The 15,566-nt window shown below is 65.4% G+C and carries 16 protein-coding genes and 2 pseudogenes; 12 read left to right on the top strand and 6 right to left on the bottom strand.

Going from position 1 to position 15,566, the window contains the following annotated elements; translation table 11 throughout:
- Window positions 1-51: 51 nt before the first annotated feature.
- The 9 genes and pseudogenes from AWC25_RS05665 to AWC25_RS05625 all read left to right on the top strand — a co-directional run bounded on the left by AWC25_RS05665 (window position 52) and on the right by AWC25_RS05625 (window position 9,005).
- A complete protein-coding gene (locus tag AWC25_RS05665; RefSeq protein WP_069401914.1) occupies window positions 52-792 on the top strand; it encodes an SDR family NAD(P)-dependent oxidoreductase in 741 nt (246 codons plus the stop codon).
- 528 nt (window positions 793-1,320) lie between these two features.
- On the top strand, window positions 1,321-2,190 hold the full coding sequence (locus AWC25_RS05660) for an alpha/beta fold hydrolase (RefSeq protein WP_085166458.1): 870 nt from the start codon (window positions 1,321-1,323) through the stop codon (window positions 2,188-2,190).
- A gap of 71 nt (window positions 2,191-2,261) precedes the next feature.
- Window positions 2,262-3,620, top strand: coding sequence for a TetR/AcrR family transcriptional regulator (locus AWC25_RS05655; protein WP_069401912.1), 1,359 nt, complete (start codon window positions 2,262-2,264; stop codon window positions 3,618-3,620).
- A 123-nt stretch (window positions 3,621-3,743) separates the two neighbouring features.
- The gene (locus AWC25_RS05650; protein WP_069401911.1) at window positions 3,744-4,787 is read left to right on the top strand and encodes a zinc-binding alcohol dehydrogenase family protein; all 1,044 of its coding nucleotides are present in this window, start codon (window positions 3,744-3,746) and stop codon (window positions 4,785-4,787) included.
- Between the two features lie 54 nt (window positions 4,788-4,841).
- A complete protein-coding gene (locus tag AWC25_RS05645) occupies window positions 4,842-5,729 on the top strand; it encodes a DUF427 domain-containing protein (RefSeq protein WP_085166470.1) in 888 nt (295 codons plus the stop codon).
- Between the two features lie 23 nt (window positions 5,730-5,752).
- Window positions 5,753-6,346 carry a TMEM175 family protein gene (locus AWC25_RS05640; RefSeq protein WP_232327205.1) on the top strand — a complete coding sequence of 198 codons (594 nt, stop codon included), beginning with the start codon at window positions 5,753-5,755 and terminating at the stop codon, window positions 6,344-6,346.
- A 2-nt stretch (window positions 6,347-6,348) separates the two neighbouring features.
- On the top strand, window positions 6,349-7,038 hold the full coding sequence (locus AWC25_RS05635; RefSeq protein WP_069401910.1) for a haloacid dehalogenase type II: 690 nt from the start codon (window positions 6,349-6,351) through the stop codon (window positions 7,036-7,038).
- Window positions 7,039-7,051: 13 nt separating this feature from the next.
- Window positions 7,052-8,523 (top strand): annotated as a pseudogene (locus AWC25_RS05630) (dihydrolipoyl dehydrogenase family protein); the annotation flags it as partial.
- A gap of 14 nt (window positions 8,524-8,537) precedes the next feature.
- Window positions 8,538-9,005: a cupin domain-containing protein gene (locus tag AWC25_RS05625; RefSeq protein WP_085166457.1), complete on the top strand. Its 468-nt coding sequence runs from the start codon at window positions 8,538-8,540 to the stop codon at window positions 9,003-9,005.
- Here AWC25_RS05625 and AWC25_RS05620 read toward each other — a convergent pair.
- A complete protein-coding gene (locus tag AWC25_RS05620) occupies window positions 8,999-9,397 on the bottom strand; it encodes a VOC family protein (protein ID WP_069401907.1) in 399 nt (132 codons plus the stop codon). The genes AWC25_RS05625 and AWC25_RS05620 overlap by 7 nt on opposite strands.
- Before the next feature lie 215 nt (window positions 9,398-9,612).
- On the opposite strand from AWC25_RS05620, the gene AWC25_RS05615 reads away from it, so the two are divergent.
- Window positions 9,613-10,077: an immunoglobulin domain-containing protein gene (locus tag AWC25_RS05615; protein ID WP_069401920.1), complete on the top strand. Its 465-nt coding sequence runs from the start codon at window positions 9,613-9,615 to the stop codon at window positions 10,075-10,077.
- Between the two features lie 25 nt (window positions 10,078-10,102).
- Here AWC25_RS05615 and AWC25_RS05610 read toward each other — a convergent pair whose 3' ends face one another.
- On the bottom strand, window positions 10,103-10,942 hold the full coding sequence (locus tag AWC25_RS05610; RefSeq protein ID WP_069401906.1) for a mycofactocin-coupled SDR family oxidoreductase: 840 nt from the start codon (window positions 10,940-10,942) through the stop codon (window positions 10,103-10,105).
- A gap of 325 nt (window positions 10,943-11,267) precedes the next feature.
- Between AWC25_RS05610 and AWC25_RS27280 the strand changes: the two genes are divergently transcribed.
- Complete coding sequence (locus tag AWC25_RS27280) at window positions 11,268-11,543, top strand: WS/DGAT domain-containing protein (protein ID WP_069401905.1); 276 nt, start codon at window positions 11,268-11,270, stop codon at window positions 11,541-11,543.
- Here AWC25_RS27280 and purQ read toward each other — a convergent pair.
- The 3 genes and pseudogenes from purQ to AWC25_RS05590 form a co-directional block, all read right to left on the bottom strand.
- Entirely contained in the window at window positions 11,514-12,188 is a 675-nt protein-coding gene (gene purQ / locus AWC25_RS05600; RefSeq protein ID WP_069401904.1) for a phosphoribosylformylglycinamidine synthase subunit PurQ, read from the bottom strand. The two genes, AWC25_RS27280 and purQ, sit on opposite strands and share 30 nt — an antisense overlap.
- Complete coding sequence (gene purS, locus AWC25_RS05595) at window positions 12,185-12,424, bottom strand: phosphoribosylformylglycinamidine synthase subunit PurS (protein ID WP_069401903.1); 240 nt, start codon at window positions 12,422-12,424, stop codon at window positions 12,185-12,187. The genes purQ and purS overlap by 4 nt, the downstream gene beginning before the upstream one ends.
- Before the next feature lie 64 nt (window positions 12,425-12,488).
- Window positions 12,489-13,222: pseudogene (locus AWC25_RS05590) on the bottom strand (ATPase).
- On the opposite strand from AWC25_RS05590, the gene AWC25_RS05585 reads away from it, so the two are divergent.
- Window positions 13,199-13,837: an MBL fold metallo-hydrolase gene (locus AWC25_RS05585; RefSeq protein ID WP_069401901.1), complete on the top strand. Its 639-nt coding sequence runs from the start codon at window positions 13,199-13,201 to the stop codon at window positions 13,835-13,837. The pseudogene AWC25_RS05590 and the gene AWC25_RS05585 sit on opposite strands and share 24 nt — an antisense overlap.
- A gap of 25 nt (window positions 13,838-13,862) precedes the next feature.
- Here the strand turns inward: AWC25_RS05585 and AWC25_RS05580 are convergent, their stop codons facing one another.
- Window positions 13,863-15,530 carry an FAD-binding dehydrogenase gene (locus tag AWC25_RS05580; protein WP_069401900.1) on the bottom strand — a complete coding sequence of 556 codons (1,668 nt, stop codon included), beginning with the start codon at window positions 15,528-15,530 and terminating at the stop codon, window positions 13,863-13,865.
- Window positions 15,531-15,566 lie beyond the last annotated feature (36 nt).

Genomic DNA, 15,566 nt, shown 5'->3' with positions numbered 1-15,566 from the left:
GGCACTGCTTGGGGGAGGGTTGGCAAACTTCTCCCTTGGAGGCAAGGTCCGATGGCTAGAACATTCGCCGGGTCGACGGCGTTGGTAACGGGTGCCACGTCCGGCATCGGCCGCGAGATCGCATTGGAACTGGCCCGGCAAGGTGCCGAGGTCGTGGTGCACGGGCGTAGCGCCGAACGTGGCGCGAAAGTCGTGCAAGATATCGAGAACATCGGTGGCACAGCACGTTTCGTCGCTGCAGATCTCAACGACGCTGACGACGTACGGCGACTCGCCGCCGAGACGGGTCCCGTCGACGTGCTGATCAACAACGCCGGCATCTACCAATTCGGTGCGACCGCCAGCACCGGCGACGCCGTGCTCGACGAGCACATCAACGTCAACTTGCGGGCTCCCTACATCCTGGTTCAGCAGTTGGTCCCCGGCATGGCCGAACGTGGGCGCGGCGCGGTGGTCAATCTCAGTACCGTGGCGGCGTCCATACCCACGAGTGGCGCCGGCATCTACGGAGCCACCAAGGCCGGGGTGGAGCTGCTGACGAAGGTGTGGGCCGACGAATTCGGCCGGGCGGGCGTGCGGGTGAACGCGATCGCCGTCGGGCCCACCGACACGCCCGGTGTTGCCGTCTATCCCGGCCTGCTGCAGGCGGTCGGGGCGACCACCGCCCTGGATCGGCCCGCCGAGCCCGGTGAGATCGCCCGCGCCGTCGTCTTTCTCGCCTCCCCGGAGGCCAGCTACGTCAACGGTGCGGTGCTGAATGCGACCGGCGGTCAGCGCGCAATTGCCGCCTGAGGCAAAGCATCTGGGCCCGGGTGATGAGTCAGAGCCGAATCGGCATATCGCAGGCTGCCGCGAAACTCAGGATGGCACGGTCGCGGGCCGAGGTGGCCCAGGGCGCACCCGGCGGCCGCGGGCCCGTGGCAACGATGCCGGAGTTGATCGCCGGTAACCGTCTCGGGTGTTCGGTGTGTGCGTATTAGCGCTGTCGCAGCCGGTCGGCAATCAACACCCCACACATGTCTGTCACGAACCATCTTGGTCTCGACCGCATCATCGGAATCCCTAGCGCCGTGACTGCCGCGCGAATCAGGCCGCCATCGCAGCCCGACGACCAGATCCGCGACTTCTGTTGTCAGAGCCAGTGTCTCGTTGCATCGAGTTACCCACGCCGCGCCTCCACCCACGGTCCAAACTGGGACATCCGGTCCAGAACACCTGTCTGGTCAATGCACCACCAACCGATGCAGACTATTGCGATCCTACCCTCCGAGTGCACACAATGGGATATGTATCCCAGAATATGTCGCCAGGAGGAATCTGATGCCGGTTGTTCACCATCGCTACAGCACCGTCGACGGCCATCGATTGTTCTTCCGGGAAGGTGGCGACAAGGCGGCACCCGCGCTGGTCCTGCTGCATGGATTCCCAACCAGCTCCTACATGTTTCGGAACCTGATTCCCGCTCTCGCTGACCGCTACCACGTGATCGCGCCGGATCATCTTGGCTTCGGATTCTCTGACGCCCCGCCCGTGACCGAGTTCGACTACACGTTCGATGCGCTGGCGGAACTGACCGCAGGGCTGTTAAGCAGCCTTGGCGTCGCTCGGTACGCGATCTACGTCCAGGATTACGGGGCCCCGATCGGTTGGCGGCTGGCACTGCGTGATCCCTCCACAATCACGGCCATCATCACCCAGAACGGCAATGCTTACGATGCCGGTTTCGTGCCGGACTTCTGGAAAGCCGTAACGGCCTACCAGGAGGAACAGACCGCCGAGACGGAGGCTCCGCTGCGGGAGTTCCTGACGCTGGACGCAACCCGATGGCAGTACGTCACCGGAGTGGACGATGACACGGTGGTCGATCCCGAGTGCTGGCATCACGACTACGCGCTCTTGTCGCGGCCCGGCAATGATTTGGTGCAGTTGAAGCTGTTTCGGGATTACGCGACCAACCCGCGGATGTACCCGCGGGTGCACGAGTACTTCCGCGACAGCGGCGTTCCGCTGCTGGCGGTGTGGGGTCGCGGCGACAAGATCTTCGGGCCGGCCGGAGCCGAAGCATTCGCCGACGACCTCCCCGACGCGCAGATCCACCTGCTGGACGGCGGACACTTCCTGCTGGAGTCCGCACTGGATGAGGCCACCGCCCTCATCCGCGCTTTCCTCGAACAACGCCTGCCCGGCTGAACCCGCCACGCTGCGCACGCAATGGGCTACAGATCCCATAAGCGGCGCCGCTGACGGGTTAGCCTGACGCGATGGTCCATCCCGACGCTCAGGATGAACGACGGTTGACCGCCAAGGGCCGCGCCACCCGCGACCGGATTGTGCAGACCGCCGCCCAGCTGATCGTCACCGAGGGCCTGTCTGCGGCGAACATGGACAAAGTCCGCAAGGCTGCGTCGGTCAGCGGGTCACAGCTCGCCCACTACTTCGCCGACAAGGGCGCCTTGATCCGCGAGGTGATCAAACGCCAGATCGCCGTGGTGCTCGACTTCCACCGCCAGCCCAGCCTTGGCGACTTGGACTCGTTCGACGATTTCGAGCGATGGCTCGATCTCAACATGCGCTACCTGCGACGCATCGGAACCTCGGGCGGCACGCCCACTTATCACGCGCTTGCCGCACAGCTGGCCAAATCGGACGACACGATGCGCGCCACCTTGGCGGCCGGCTATTGGGACTGGGCGAAGTTGCTGGAGTCCGCGATTCTGCGGATGAAGGGCAACGGTGCGCTGATGGCCGGCGCCGATGCGCGCCGGTTGGCCCTCGTGATCATCGCCGCACACCAGGGGGGCGGCACCATGGCCTTCACCTATCGAGCGGAGTGGCCGCACGCCGATGCGACCCGCTTCGCGGTCAACTACTTGCGCATGTTCGCCACCGACCCCGACGAGCGCACGCCACGCCCCGTCCGTCGTCCTCGGCACCCGGCACGTAAGGGCAACGGCCGCAACATGGCCGGCGACTCCAAGTCCCGGTTCACCCCCAAGGGACAGGCGACGCGGAACCGCATCATCACCGCCGCGGCCGAGTTGATGTTCGAGCGCGGGGTAGCAAACACCAGCATCGAAGAGGTGCGCCGCGCCGCGGGGGTAGGTGGGTCACAGATCTCGCACTACTTTCGCGACAAGCGCGAGTTGACCCGCGAGGTCATCGCGGCGCGCCGCGACGACGTCATCGAGTTTCACACCCAACCTCGGCTCGCCACGCTCGACAGCATTGAAACGCTGCAGACATGGGCCGAGGCCTGCATCGACGACATCGACACCGTGTACCGGTTGGGTGGCTGCGTGTACGGGTCGCTGGCGGGTGAATTGATCGAAGCCGACCACGAGGTGCGCGACGACCTGGCGTACGGTTATGACCGGTGGCTCGAGCTGTTCCGGACCGGCCTGACAACCATGCGTCAGCGAGGGGAACTCCGACCCGAGGCCGATCCGCGGCATCTGGCCGCGTCGCTGGTCATCGCGCACCAGGGCGGGGCCATGATCACCCATGCCACCGGCGATGCCGAACCGCTGCGGGTGGCGGTCACCGCGGCCGTCGACTACGTGCGTTCCTTCATCGCCGGCACGGGCGAACGGCGGCCATCTCGGCGACGCCGCAAACCCTGAGTCTCCAGCGCCACCCCTGGGCATTTTTGGGTTTTACAGCCCATAATATTGGGTCATATGGCCCATAATTGCCGCATGCGTCGATAGCAACGCCTGCCTGAAGATTCGGAAAGAGGCACCGCCATGACCAGCACCAGCAGCGCATTGCCCACCGCCCCAGCTGTGGTGCGAGAGCAACCCGGTGGGGACAGCATGCGGGCGATCATCTTGAACGGGTTCGGCGGGCTCGACAGTCTGGTCTACACCGAAATCCCCAAGCCGCGTCCCAGAGACGGCGAGGTGGTGATCGAGGTGAAGGGATTCGGGATCAACCATGCCGAGTTACACATGCGCCGTGGCGAGTGGGCCGAGGCCGCCGAGGTCAGTGGCATTGAATGCGTCGGGATCGTCGATTCCTGCCCCGGCGGGGAATTTCCGGTCGGCGCCAAGGTCGCGGCGCTGATGGGCGGTCTGGGACGAACAATCAACGGCAGTTACGCGCAATACACCCGGGTGCGGGCAGCCAACGTTGCGCTCATCGAATCCGAGCTGCCGTGGCCGCAACTGGCGGCGTTGCCCGAAACCTACGCCGTAGCGTGGACGTGCCTGTTCCGCAACCTCGACTTGAAGGCCGGACAGACGCTGGTGCTACGCGGCGCCACCTCATCCTTCGGCCAAGCGGCGCTGAAGATGGCAGTGGCCGCCGGCGCGAAGGTGATTGCCACGGCGCGCAATCCGAAGCGATTTCCGATGCTCGAGGATTTGGGCGCCTCGGGTGTCGTGCAGGAAAGACGCGACCTTGCTGCCCACATCACCGAATCCAAACAGATCGACGCCGTGTTGGATCTGGTGGGCAACAGCACGATTCTCGACTCTCTGGACATGCTGCGCCGCGGTGGCACGGCCTGCCTCGCCGGATGGCTGGGCGGGCTCGACCCGATCGGTGACTTCAACCCGCTGCTGCGCATGGCCAGCGGGGTGAACCTGAACTTCTTCGGCAGCTTCGTGTTTGGGACACCCGGCTTCCCCCTATCCGATGTGCCGCTGCAGGACATCGCGCGGCAGGTGGCCGAAGGCAAGCTCGATGCAACCCCGTCACACGTCTTTTCTTTCGACCAGATTCACGAGGCACACCGCATCATGGAGGCCGGCGAAGCCGGCGGGAAAATGGTCGTCGTCATGGACTAAAGGTTCACGAGATATCGACTCTGACAAAGTATTCGGCGAAAGGTGGCGGCGAAGATGGGGTTGGCATGGCAGCAAGGCCCGCTGGCCACCGGGTCGGTCGGCCACTTCCTGACTCCGCAGCCGCTGCCGCCCCGGTTGCTCTACGCGGAGCCGTTACGTCGCCGCATGCGCGTCCGCTTTGCGGACCGATGGATCGCCGACAGCCAGGACGTGGTCCTGCTGCACGAGCCCGGACGCTATCCCGTCGCGTATTTCCCGGTGGAAGACGTGGCAGGAAGCGTCCTGCTCTCCGAGGGTCGCGTGACCCAGCACCAAGACCTCGGCGACACTCAGTGGTTCACCATGCGGGCTCCCGGGCGGGAGGCCACGCACGCGGCGTGGCACCACGTCGGCCTGCCCCACCATGCCGCCGTTCTCGGCGGACGTCTGGCCTTCGCGTGGCGTGCCGCGGACGCCTTCTACGAGGAGGACGAGCGCATCGTTGGGCATGCGGCCGACTCGTATCATCGCATCGACATTCGCTCCACCTCACGGCATCTGGTGGTTCGAGACGCCGATCGGGTGGTCGCCGACTCGCACCGCCCGCTGGCTCTGTACGAGTCCGGCTTTGCGCCGCGTTGGTACGTGCCGCGCGACGACATCGACGACTTGGCCCTCGAACCCGTTGGCGGGCAAACATTCTGTCCTTACAAGGGAATCGCCTCTTACTACGATATCGGGGCCCACAAGCGCGCCGCCTGGTCCTATGTCAATGCCTGGGCCGAGGTTTCTCGGGTGCGCAACCTGGTGTCCTTCGAACCCGACAAGATCGAGGTGCGCCTCGACGACAAACGGCTGCACCTCGAACCGGGCCAAACCGTCGTCCCGCACGGCGTCGACCGGGGACTCGACATCGACGAGATACTCGGCGAGCCGCCGACGGCAGACCGTCGGGCAGACTGAACCGGACGCGACGGGAGGTCACCGTGGCTGCACACAAAGTCAGCGCGGAACGAGTGCAGGCATTCTCCGACGGCGTCTTCGCGGTGCTCATCACCATTCTGGTGCTCGAACTCAAGCCGCCCGGTGCGCCCAGCATCAGCGCGTTATTGCCGCTGTGGCCGACGGGGCTGAGCTACGTAGTCAGCTACGTGTTCATTGCGATCGTCTGGGTCAACCATCACCACCTGTTCGGCTACGCCCAGACCGCAACTCCGCGGCTGGTGTGGTCCAATTTCGCGCACCTCTTCTCGGTGTCACTGATCCCGTTCACCACCGAATGGATCGCCGACAGCCGGTTGGCCGACGCACCAGTCGTGTTGTATGCCTCGGTGTTCGTCCTGGTCAACATCACCTACATTGCGCTGTGCACCGAGGTCATCGACCGTCCCGCCCACGAGGATGTTTCGCACCGGATGCGCAGGCTGCTGCGGATGAGATCATTCCTCACGATCTTCGTCTTCTCGACAGCCGCGGTTGTCGCACTCCGCTGGCCAGCCGTCGCGATGGCGTTGATATGTCTGTGTCTGATCGGATACATACGGCCGGACATTCCGGATAATCAGGAGGCGCAGCAGTAGCCATGCGGACGACACCGTCGGTACTTGTCTTCGACGTCAACGAGACGCTCATCGACATCGACTCCATAGCGCCGCTTTTCGGCGAACTGTTCGGCGACCAGAAGGTGCTGCGCGAATGGTTTGGCCAACTCGTGATGTACTCGATGACCATCACGCTGGCCGAACGCTACGTCGACTTCTTCACGCTCGGGCAAGGCGTCCTGCGCATGTTGGCCGAGGCCCACGGGGTCGACATCACCGACGCTCAGGTCGACCGGCTGCACTCACACATGCAGACGATGCCCGCCCACCCGGACGTCGAAGCAGGACTTGTTGCGTTGCGCGACCACGGTTTTCGGCTCGTTACGCTGACGAATTCACCACACCGCCCCGGTGCGACGACACCGCTTGAGCACGCGGGACTCGCCGGCTTTTTCGAGCGACAGCTCAGCGTGGACGCCTGCCGGGCGTTCAAGCCGTCTCCCGCGGTCTACCGCTACGCGAGCCAGTCCCTCGGCGTGGATCCCGCCGATTGCATGATGGTGGCCGCCCATGTGTGGGATCTGCTCGGCGCGCAGAACGTCGGCTTTGACACCGCCCTGATCACGCGACCGGGCAACCCTCCGCTGCCGGTCGACGGCCTGCCCCAACCGACCCTGGTCGCAAGCGACCTGCGACAGCTAGCCGAGCAGCTCGCCGCCGGGACCCGCTGAACCGACCGCCGAGCGACGCGAACAGGCCCCACCGAAAGCGAGAACATGACACCCAGCAACGAATTCGACGTGGTGGTGCTCGGCGCCGGACCGGTGGGCCAGAACGCCGCCGAACGTGCCCGCTCCGGCGGCCTGCGGGTCGCGGTCGTCGAGCGCGAACTTGTCGGCGGTGAATGCTCGTACTGGGCGTGCGTGCCGAGCAAGGCGCTGCTGCGACCCGTCCTTGCCCTGGCCGACGTCGAGCGGGTCGACGGCGCACGCGAGGCGGTCACCGGGCCGATCGACCCGGCCGGGGTATTCGGCCGCCGCAATCGCTATGTGACCGATTGGGACGACACCGGGCAGGCCGACTGGGTCAGCGGCATCGGCGCGACACTGGTGCGTGGGCACGGCCGGCTGAATGGGACCCGCCGGGTCACCGTGTCATCCTCCAGCAAAGAGGTCTCCCTCGATGCCAAGCATGCCGTGGTCGTCTGCACCGGCAGCCGGGCCGCGCTTCCGGACCTGCCGGGCATTGCCGAGGCCCGACCGTGGACCAACCGTCAGGCAACCGATAGCAGCACGGTACCGAGGCGCCTGGCGATAGTTGGCGCCGGCGGTGTCGGCGTCGAAATGGCAACCGCCTGGCAGGGACTGGGCTCCTCGGTGACTCTGCTGGTTCGCGGGTCAGCTTTGTTGCCGAGGATGGAACCGTTTGTCGGCGAACGTATTCGGCGCGGCCTCACCGACGCGGGTGTGGATGTGCGGGTCGAAGTCACCCCACGCGGGCTGCGACGGACCGACCCGGCGGGGCCGGTCACCATCGAACTGGACGACGGCACCGCCGTAACGGTCGACGAGGTGCTCTTCGCTACGGGCCGGACGCCCCTCACCGACGACATTGGCCTGGAAACGATTGGGCTGTCCCCAGGCAGCTGGCTTGATATCGACGACACCTGCCGAGTCCAAGCCGTAAAAGAGGGCTGGCTCTACGCGGCGGGCGATGTCAATCACCGAGCGTTGTTGACTCATCAGGGCAAGTACCAGGGCCGTATCGCCGGTGCAGCGATCGCCGCGCGTGCTGCCGGGGAACCGTTGGACACGGCGGCGTGGGGCGCGCATGCCACAACGGCAGACCACCATGCGGTACCCCAGGCATTCTTCACCGACCCGGAGGCAGCCGCCGTCGGACTGACCGTCGAGCAGGCCTTGCGGGCCGGGCACCGGGTGCGCACCGTCGACGTCGAAATCGGTGACGTTGTGATGGGCGCCAAGCTTTATGCCGACGGCTATAGTGGCAGGGCGCGTATGGTGGTCGACGAGGATCAGCGCTATCTACTTGGGGTAACAATGGTCGGTCCGGGTGCCACCGAAATGTTGCACTCGGCCACCATCGCCGTCGCCGGTCAGGTCCCTATTGCCCGACTGTGGCATGCGGTGCCGTGCTTCCCGACGATCAGTGAGCTGTGGCTGAAACTGCTTGAAGCCTACCGGAATTCAGATTAGCGACAGGAGCACAAATGGCAACCGCCGACGGTTTTCACCCAGACTTCGACGTCACCGAACAGAGTTCCCTGCGCAGCCGGGTGCACCACATCAAGGCGTCCGACATCAGTGCCAACACCGCGCAGTCGGAAGGCCTGCGGCGGTTCGTGGCCCTCAACGGCAAGTTGGTAGGCGCCGAGAAGCTGTGGATGGGTGAGACTCATGCGCTGCCGCAGACCGTCTCCGCCAACCACCATCACGGCGACTCCGAGACGGCGATCTACGTGCGAAGCGGGCACCCGGAGTTCGTGTTTCACGACGGAGTCGAAGAGGTGCGCATTGCTGTCGCTCCCGGTGACTACGTGTTCATCCCGCCCTATCTGCCGCACCGGGAAGAAAACCCCCACCCCGACGAGCAAGCCGAGGTCGTGATCGCCCGTAGCACGCAGGAGGCCATCGTTATCAACCTGCCCGCTCTGTATCCGCTGGAAAGCGGTCAGTAGACGGCGATTTCGACCAGATTGCCGTCGACGTCTCGGCAGTAGTGAGAGGTCATCGGCCCCAACGCGCCGGTCTTGGTCACCGGGCCCGCGGTGATCTCGACCCCACACTCGATGAGATGTGCGCGCACGTCGTCCGGGGTGGCGTCGGTGATGAAGCAGAGGTCTTCGGAGCCTGAGGCTTCCACAGCGCCGGTGACCCAGTCGGGGTCGTCGGCCAGCGCGCCCAGCGGCCGAAGGTTGATCTTCTGGTTCCCGAAGGCCAAGGCGGTCCGGTTCGACGGCCCGAACGTCTCTCGTCTCATGCCCAGCACCCGCTCGTACCACGCGGCGGTAGCTTCGACGTCGTTGCAGTTGATCACGATATGGTCGAACCGTTGCACGGTGAATCCCATACTCACCCCTCGTACGTTAACGCGTCGCAGCACGACGCGTGTCCCCGAACCAGCACCGAACCAGCCCAGGGACGTGATAGCGTCACGACTCGGTATCCGTATTCCGTTGTGCGCGTGACTGAATCGTTACACTCAGCAAACTTTCAACCAATTCTTGGCTCTCGCACTGCTTCGCTCCCAGGATCCGCAAAGGCGCAGGGCCCAGCATGGATTTCATGACGACTGAGGCGCTGTCCGCCGAGCTGATCGAACGTTACCTGTGCACCCGCGGCAGCCGGTATTTCCGCGGTCAGCACGACGGTGAATTCTTCTACGTGGCCAATACCCGTCCGCGGCGACTGCATGTCCACCTCGGCATCTCCCGTTGGCACAGTGATGAATTCACGATCCAAGTGACTCCCGGCTGCTTCTTCCCGGTGGGCGACAGCGCACGGCTGGCCGCCCTGGCCGATTCGTGGAATCACGACCACCGGGACGTTATCGCGACCGTCCACGGATCCTCCGACCCGCAGCGGATCGGGGTGGTGGCGCGCAACTCTCGGCGGATCCGCGAACCCATCGAGTTCGACGAGTTCGCGACCCATGTCGACCACAGCATCGCGGAGGCCATCGAATTCTTTGCCGCGCTGAGCGGTGTCCCGGAGTGCCCGCAGGAGTCGTTGCTGCGGGACGCCGGGTGAGCGTCCGCCTCGCGTCCCCTGGCGCCTAGTGCTTCAGGTACCCACGATCCACCACGACCTGATTACCGGACATGTTCGCCGAGCCGTCCCCGGCAAGCCACACGACGACATCCGCAATGTCCTCGGGAGTCATGGCTTCCTCCGGAACGCCGAGCGCGCGGTACGGCATCGGGGAAAGACTGTGCAGATAGGACGGATGCTCGGCAAGGAACGTCAACATCTCTTCGGAGCTGCCCATCGGCGTGCTCACCGCGTACGGATGGACGGAATTGACGCGGATGCTGTATTCGCCCAACTCCACCGCCAAGGCGTTGGTGAGCCCGACCAGCCCGTACTTGGACGCCGAATAGTGCCCGTTGCCGGGCGTGGCCTTCAGGCCGGTCGTCGAGCTGATGATGATGATCGAACCGCCGTTACCCAGCTCGATCATGGCCGGGACGGCGGCGCGCAAAGTGCGCCACGTGCCGCTGAGGTTGACGTCGATGACGGTGTCCCAGTGTTCTTCGGACATTTCCCACAACCTGCCGAAGCTCAAAATCCCGGCGTTGGCGACCACGACATCGAGCCGGCCGAATTGACTGACTGCGTCATCGACCAGCCGCTGCATCTCGTCCAGGTGGCGAATATCGACCTCGCGGGTCAGCACTTTGCGGCCCAGATTCTCCACAGCGCGCGCCGTCTCCGCCAGGTCCTCGGAGGTCGCGGGTGCATACCGGACGGTGCTGGATACCGGGGCGCACACGTCGACGGCGACGATGTCGGCACCTTCGCCGGCCAGCCGGGCGGCGTCCGCGCGACCCTGCCCGCGCGCCGCCCCCGTCACCAGAGCGACGCGACCCTCGAGACTTTTACCGTTTTCACTCATCGGCTTTCCCCCTCTGTCTCGATCGTGTGTATGGACGGCGGCCGTGACAACGACGCATCTACTAACTCGAAAGAGGCTGGCCCTCTTACCGCGACCGAGCAACGAAACCGGCGATAGCATCCCATGGCAGTTGCACACCCGATGTGGCAGGCTGCTCGCGCGCGCTATGGACATCGACGGCTCGGCACAAGACGAACGGGACGACGACCAGGCGGGTCACACCCCGTTGTGAACTACGACGGGCGGGCCGACCGGTCGCTCAGCGCATCGGTGCCCACCGCGACCGACAAGTCCGACCGCATCACCGGCAACGAGATCAGCGGCGATGAGTGTGGCCCTGTCCAGCGTGGTGGGCCCGCGCGAACGCGGGCATTTCGTGGGCGCCGCGGTGAGCGAGATCCTTCCCACCGGGGTGCTTGCACCGATCAACAGCACGGTGTGGAGCTACGTCGATCAGCTCGGGATGACGGTGCTCACCGACGATCAGACCCTCGACGGTCCACCCGAGACGACGGATGCGATGACCGAACCTTTCGCCGAATTGCGTAATGCCGCAGGCGTTTCGGTCACGTTAGGCAGTAAGCACGGCGTCCAGCGCTGAATAGAACAGCCCCAACCCGTCGTCGGATGGCCCCGTCAACGCCTCGATCGCATGCTCGGGATGCGGCATCAGCCCGACGACCCGGCCGTTGGCCGAGCTGATCCCGGCGATGCCGCGCATCGAACCGTTGATGTTCTCGTGGTAGCGGAACACCACCCGTCCCTCGCCCTCGAGCTCGTCGAGCACGTTGTCCGGCGCCACATAGCGCCCCTCACCCGATTTCAGCGGAATCAGCAAGTCCGCGTCGGCGTCGAAGCGCGATGTCCAGGCGGTCGCGTTGGAGACGACCCGCAACCACACGTCGCGGCAGACGAAGTGCAGACCGGCGTTGCGAGCCAGCGCCCCGGGCAGCAGTCTGCTCTCGCAAAGCACCTGAAATCCGTTGCAAATTCCCAACACCGGCATGCCGGCGCGCGCGGCGTGGATCACTTCGGACATCACGGGGGCGAACCTGGCGATCGCACCGGCCCGCAGGTAGTCGCCGTAGGAGAACCCGCCCGGCACCACCACCGCGTCGACCTTCTTCAGATCGGCATCGGCATGCCACAAACTGATCGCCTCGGCGCCGACGCGGCGCACCGCCCGGGCGGCGTCGACGTCGTCGAGCGTCCCGGGAAAGGTGATGACGCCGATCCGCGGGCTCACAGCGCTTCCCGGCTGATGGACCAGTCCTCGATCACGGTATTGGCCAGCAGGGATTCCGCGATTTCGGCGAGCGCAGAATCGTCGACGGAGTCGTCGATCTCCAGCTCGAACCGTTTGCCTTGCCGAACTTCTGAAATTCCGGGATGTCCGAGTCGGCCCAGCGCGCCGACAATTGCCTGTCCCTGCGGGTCGAGAATCTCCGCTTTGGGCATCACATTGACGACCACCCGTGCCACCGGCGTCCCTCCTGACGATTTGCTACCGGCCCCAACTCTACCGGCGGCCACCGGGCCGCGCGGCTCACGGGCAGGACGCGATGTAGGCGTCACACAGTGGCGCCGTCATCGCATCCAGCGGTTTGGTATCGAGCATCGACGGCCAGGGCACCTGGGGCGGTCCCGACGACCACAGCGTCAGCTCGGCGATTGTGCTGCTCGTAACGTGGGCGACCAGGTAGGTGTGCATGATCACCGGTCCGCTGATCACCGCGGCCATCCGGTTGGTCTCGTCGGTGGTGATCGATGGTGACTGCAGCGGTGCCCCTTGCTGGCAGTCGCGCAGCGCCGCGACGGCGCCGGCGAACACCGATCCCGCGATGGCGCCGCCGTGGGCCGTGTCGCCGCGCCAGTGCAGGATCTGGGCCTGCAGCTGCCACTGCCCGTCGGGCGCAGCCACCGCTGCACGGGCCGCGACCGCCGACTCGCGCGGGTCCTGCGGGCGCGGCGGCGTTGCGCACAGCTCCTCGAACCGAAACCGCGGACCCGGCCGCAGCCCCGTCGTCCGCACCGCCCGGCCCGCCAGCGCGGGCCAGTTGTAGGTGGAGTTCAGCGGAATCGCACTCTGCGGGATCCACGCACTCGCGGGGATCTGGTCGCACACCGGCGGGCAGGTCTCGGGTTCGGCCGGCGCGGGGACCACGAAAACGATGCCCGCCACCAGGCCACCGGCGACCAGTATCGTCGCGAAAACTACCCGCACACGACCACCCCCGTCAGGGCACAATCGTAAACATGCAACTGACGCATTTCGGGCATTCCTGCCTACTTGCCGAGTTCGACCACACTAGCTTGCTCTTCGACCCCGGTGTCTTCGCGCACGGTTTCGAGGGAATCACCGGTTTGTCCGCCATTCTGGTCACCCACCAGCACCCGGATCATGTCGACCCGGCGCGGTTGCCGGCGCTGATCGAGGCCAATCCCGGTGCCGCGCTGTACACCGACTCGCAGACGGCGGCACAGCTGGACGCGCCGTTCCAGGTCGTACACGTGGGTGACGAGCTACAAATCGGGGAATTGACCGTGCGGGCCGTCGGGGGTCGGCACGCCACCATTCATCCGGAAATCCCTGTGATAGAGAACATTTCGTTTTTGGTGGGCGACGGGGACCACCGCGCCCGGCTGATGCATCCCGGTGACGCGCTGTTCGTGCCCGACGAGCCGGTCGACGTGTTGGCCGCACCGGCGGCAGCGCCATGGATGAAAATCGCCGAGGCGATCGACTACCTGCGCGCGGTCGCTCCGGCCCGGGCGGTGCCGATTCACCAGGGCGTCGTCGCACCCGAGGCGCGCGGCCTCTATTACAGCCGTTTCACCGAGATGACCGACACCGACTTCCAGGTGCTGCCCGAAGAGTCCGGAGTCACGTTCTAGCTGGCGCCGCCGTCGAATGGCCGGACTAGGTGATATCGCCGGCGGCACCGCGCCCGGCGGCCCGGCCGCTGAAGATGCAGCCACCGAGGAAGGTGCCCTCCAGCGCCCGATAGCCGTGCACCCCGCCACCGCCGAACCCGGCCACCTCGCCGGCCGCATACAGACCGGCCAGTGGCTTGCCATCGGCTGTCAGAACACGCCCATCCAAATCAGTCTCGATGCCGCCCAACGTCTTTCGTGTCAGGATGTGCAGTTTGACGGCAATCAGCGGCCCGGCCTTCGGGTCGGTCAGCCGGTGTGGCGGCACGACCCGGCCCAGCCGGTCGCCCAGGTATCCGCGGGCCGCACGAATCGCGGTGATCTGACCGTCTTTACTGAACTTGTTGACCACCTCCCGATCCCGGGCGGTGACCTCGGCCGCCACCGTCGCATAATCCAGCGGGACCACATTCGGCAGCTTGTTCATCCCGGTTACCAACTCGCGCAACGAGTCTGCGCTGACAAAGTCGACCCCCCGGTCGACGAACGCTTGTACCGGGCCGGGCGGACCGGAACTGACCCTGTTGCGCAGCAGCGCCCGCACACTCTGACCGGTCAGATCCGGATTCTGCTCCTGCCCGGAAAGTGCGAATTCTTTCTCAATGATCTTGGCGTTCAAGATGAACCAGGTGTAGTCGTATCCGGATTTGGTGATGTATTCGCACGTACCCAAGGTGTCGAAGCCGGGATACAGCGGAATCGGTAGCCGGTTGCCGGCGGCATCCAGCCACAGCGACGACGGTCCGGGGATGATGCGGATTCCATGCAACGGCCAGATCGGATCGTAGTTGGTGATGCCCTCGGTGTAATGCCACATCCGGTCCGGGTTGATCACGCGGGCGCCCGCCCGCTGCGATATGCCGATCATCCGGCCGTCGACGTGCGCCGGCACCCCGCTGAGCATCTGCTCGGGCACCCGTCCCATTCGTTCGGGCCAGTTCTTGCGCACCAGATCGTGGTTGCCGCCGATGCCGCCGCTGGTCACGATCACGGCAGAAGCGCGGAATTCGAACTGGCCCATCCCTTTTCGAGAAGAGGGCCGGCCGCGCGGCTCGGCTGAGGGCTCCAAGACGGTGCCCCGGACGCCGGTCACCGCGTTGTTCTCGACGATCAGTTCGTCTACTTGATGCCGGTGCGCGAAGCGCACCGTGGACCGGTCTCGCAGTCGGCGAGCGAAGATGTCGACGAGCGCCGGCCCGGTGCCCCAGGTGATGTGAAAGCGGGGGACGGAATTGCCGTGCCCTTGAGCGTTGTAGCCGCCGCGTTCGGCCCAGCCGACCAGCGGAAAGAGCTTCAGGCCACGCTCTCTCAGCCAGCTGCGCTTCTCACCCGCGGCGAAATCCACGTAGGCGTGCGCCCATTGACGTGGCCAATAGTCCTCTTCGCGGTCGAAAGCCGCTGTGCCCAGCCAATCCTGCAGGGCAAGCTCGTGACTGTCTCGGATGCCCAGCCGTCGCTGCTCGGGACTGTCCACGAAGAACAGCCCGCCAAACGACCAGTACGCCTGCCCGCCCAGGTTGGCGCTGTTCTCCTGGTCGACGACGAGCACCCGTAAACCGCGGTCCACCAGCTCACAGGCCGCCACCAGCCCGGAAAGCCCCGCCCCTACGATGATCGCGTCAGCCGCGAAACCCGCCGCCGAAGAGTCGCTCATGCCCGAAGAGCGTAGTGGCCGCAACCCACCGGTTGA

This window comes from Mycobacterium sherrisii (assembly GCF_002102355.1).
Classification (GTDB): domain Bacteria; phylum Actinomycetota; class Actinomycetes; order Mycobacteriales; family Mycobacteriaceae; genus Mycobacterium; species Mycobacterium sherrisii.
This window is presented reverse-complemented; position numbering and strand designations above follow the sequence as displayed.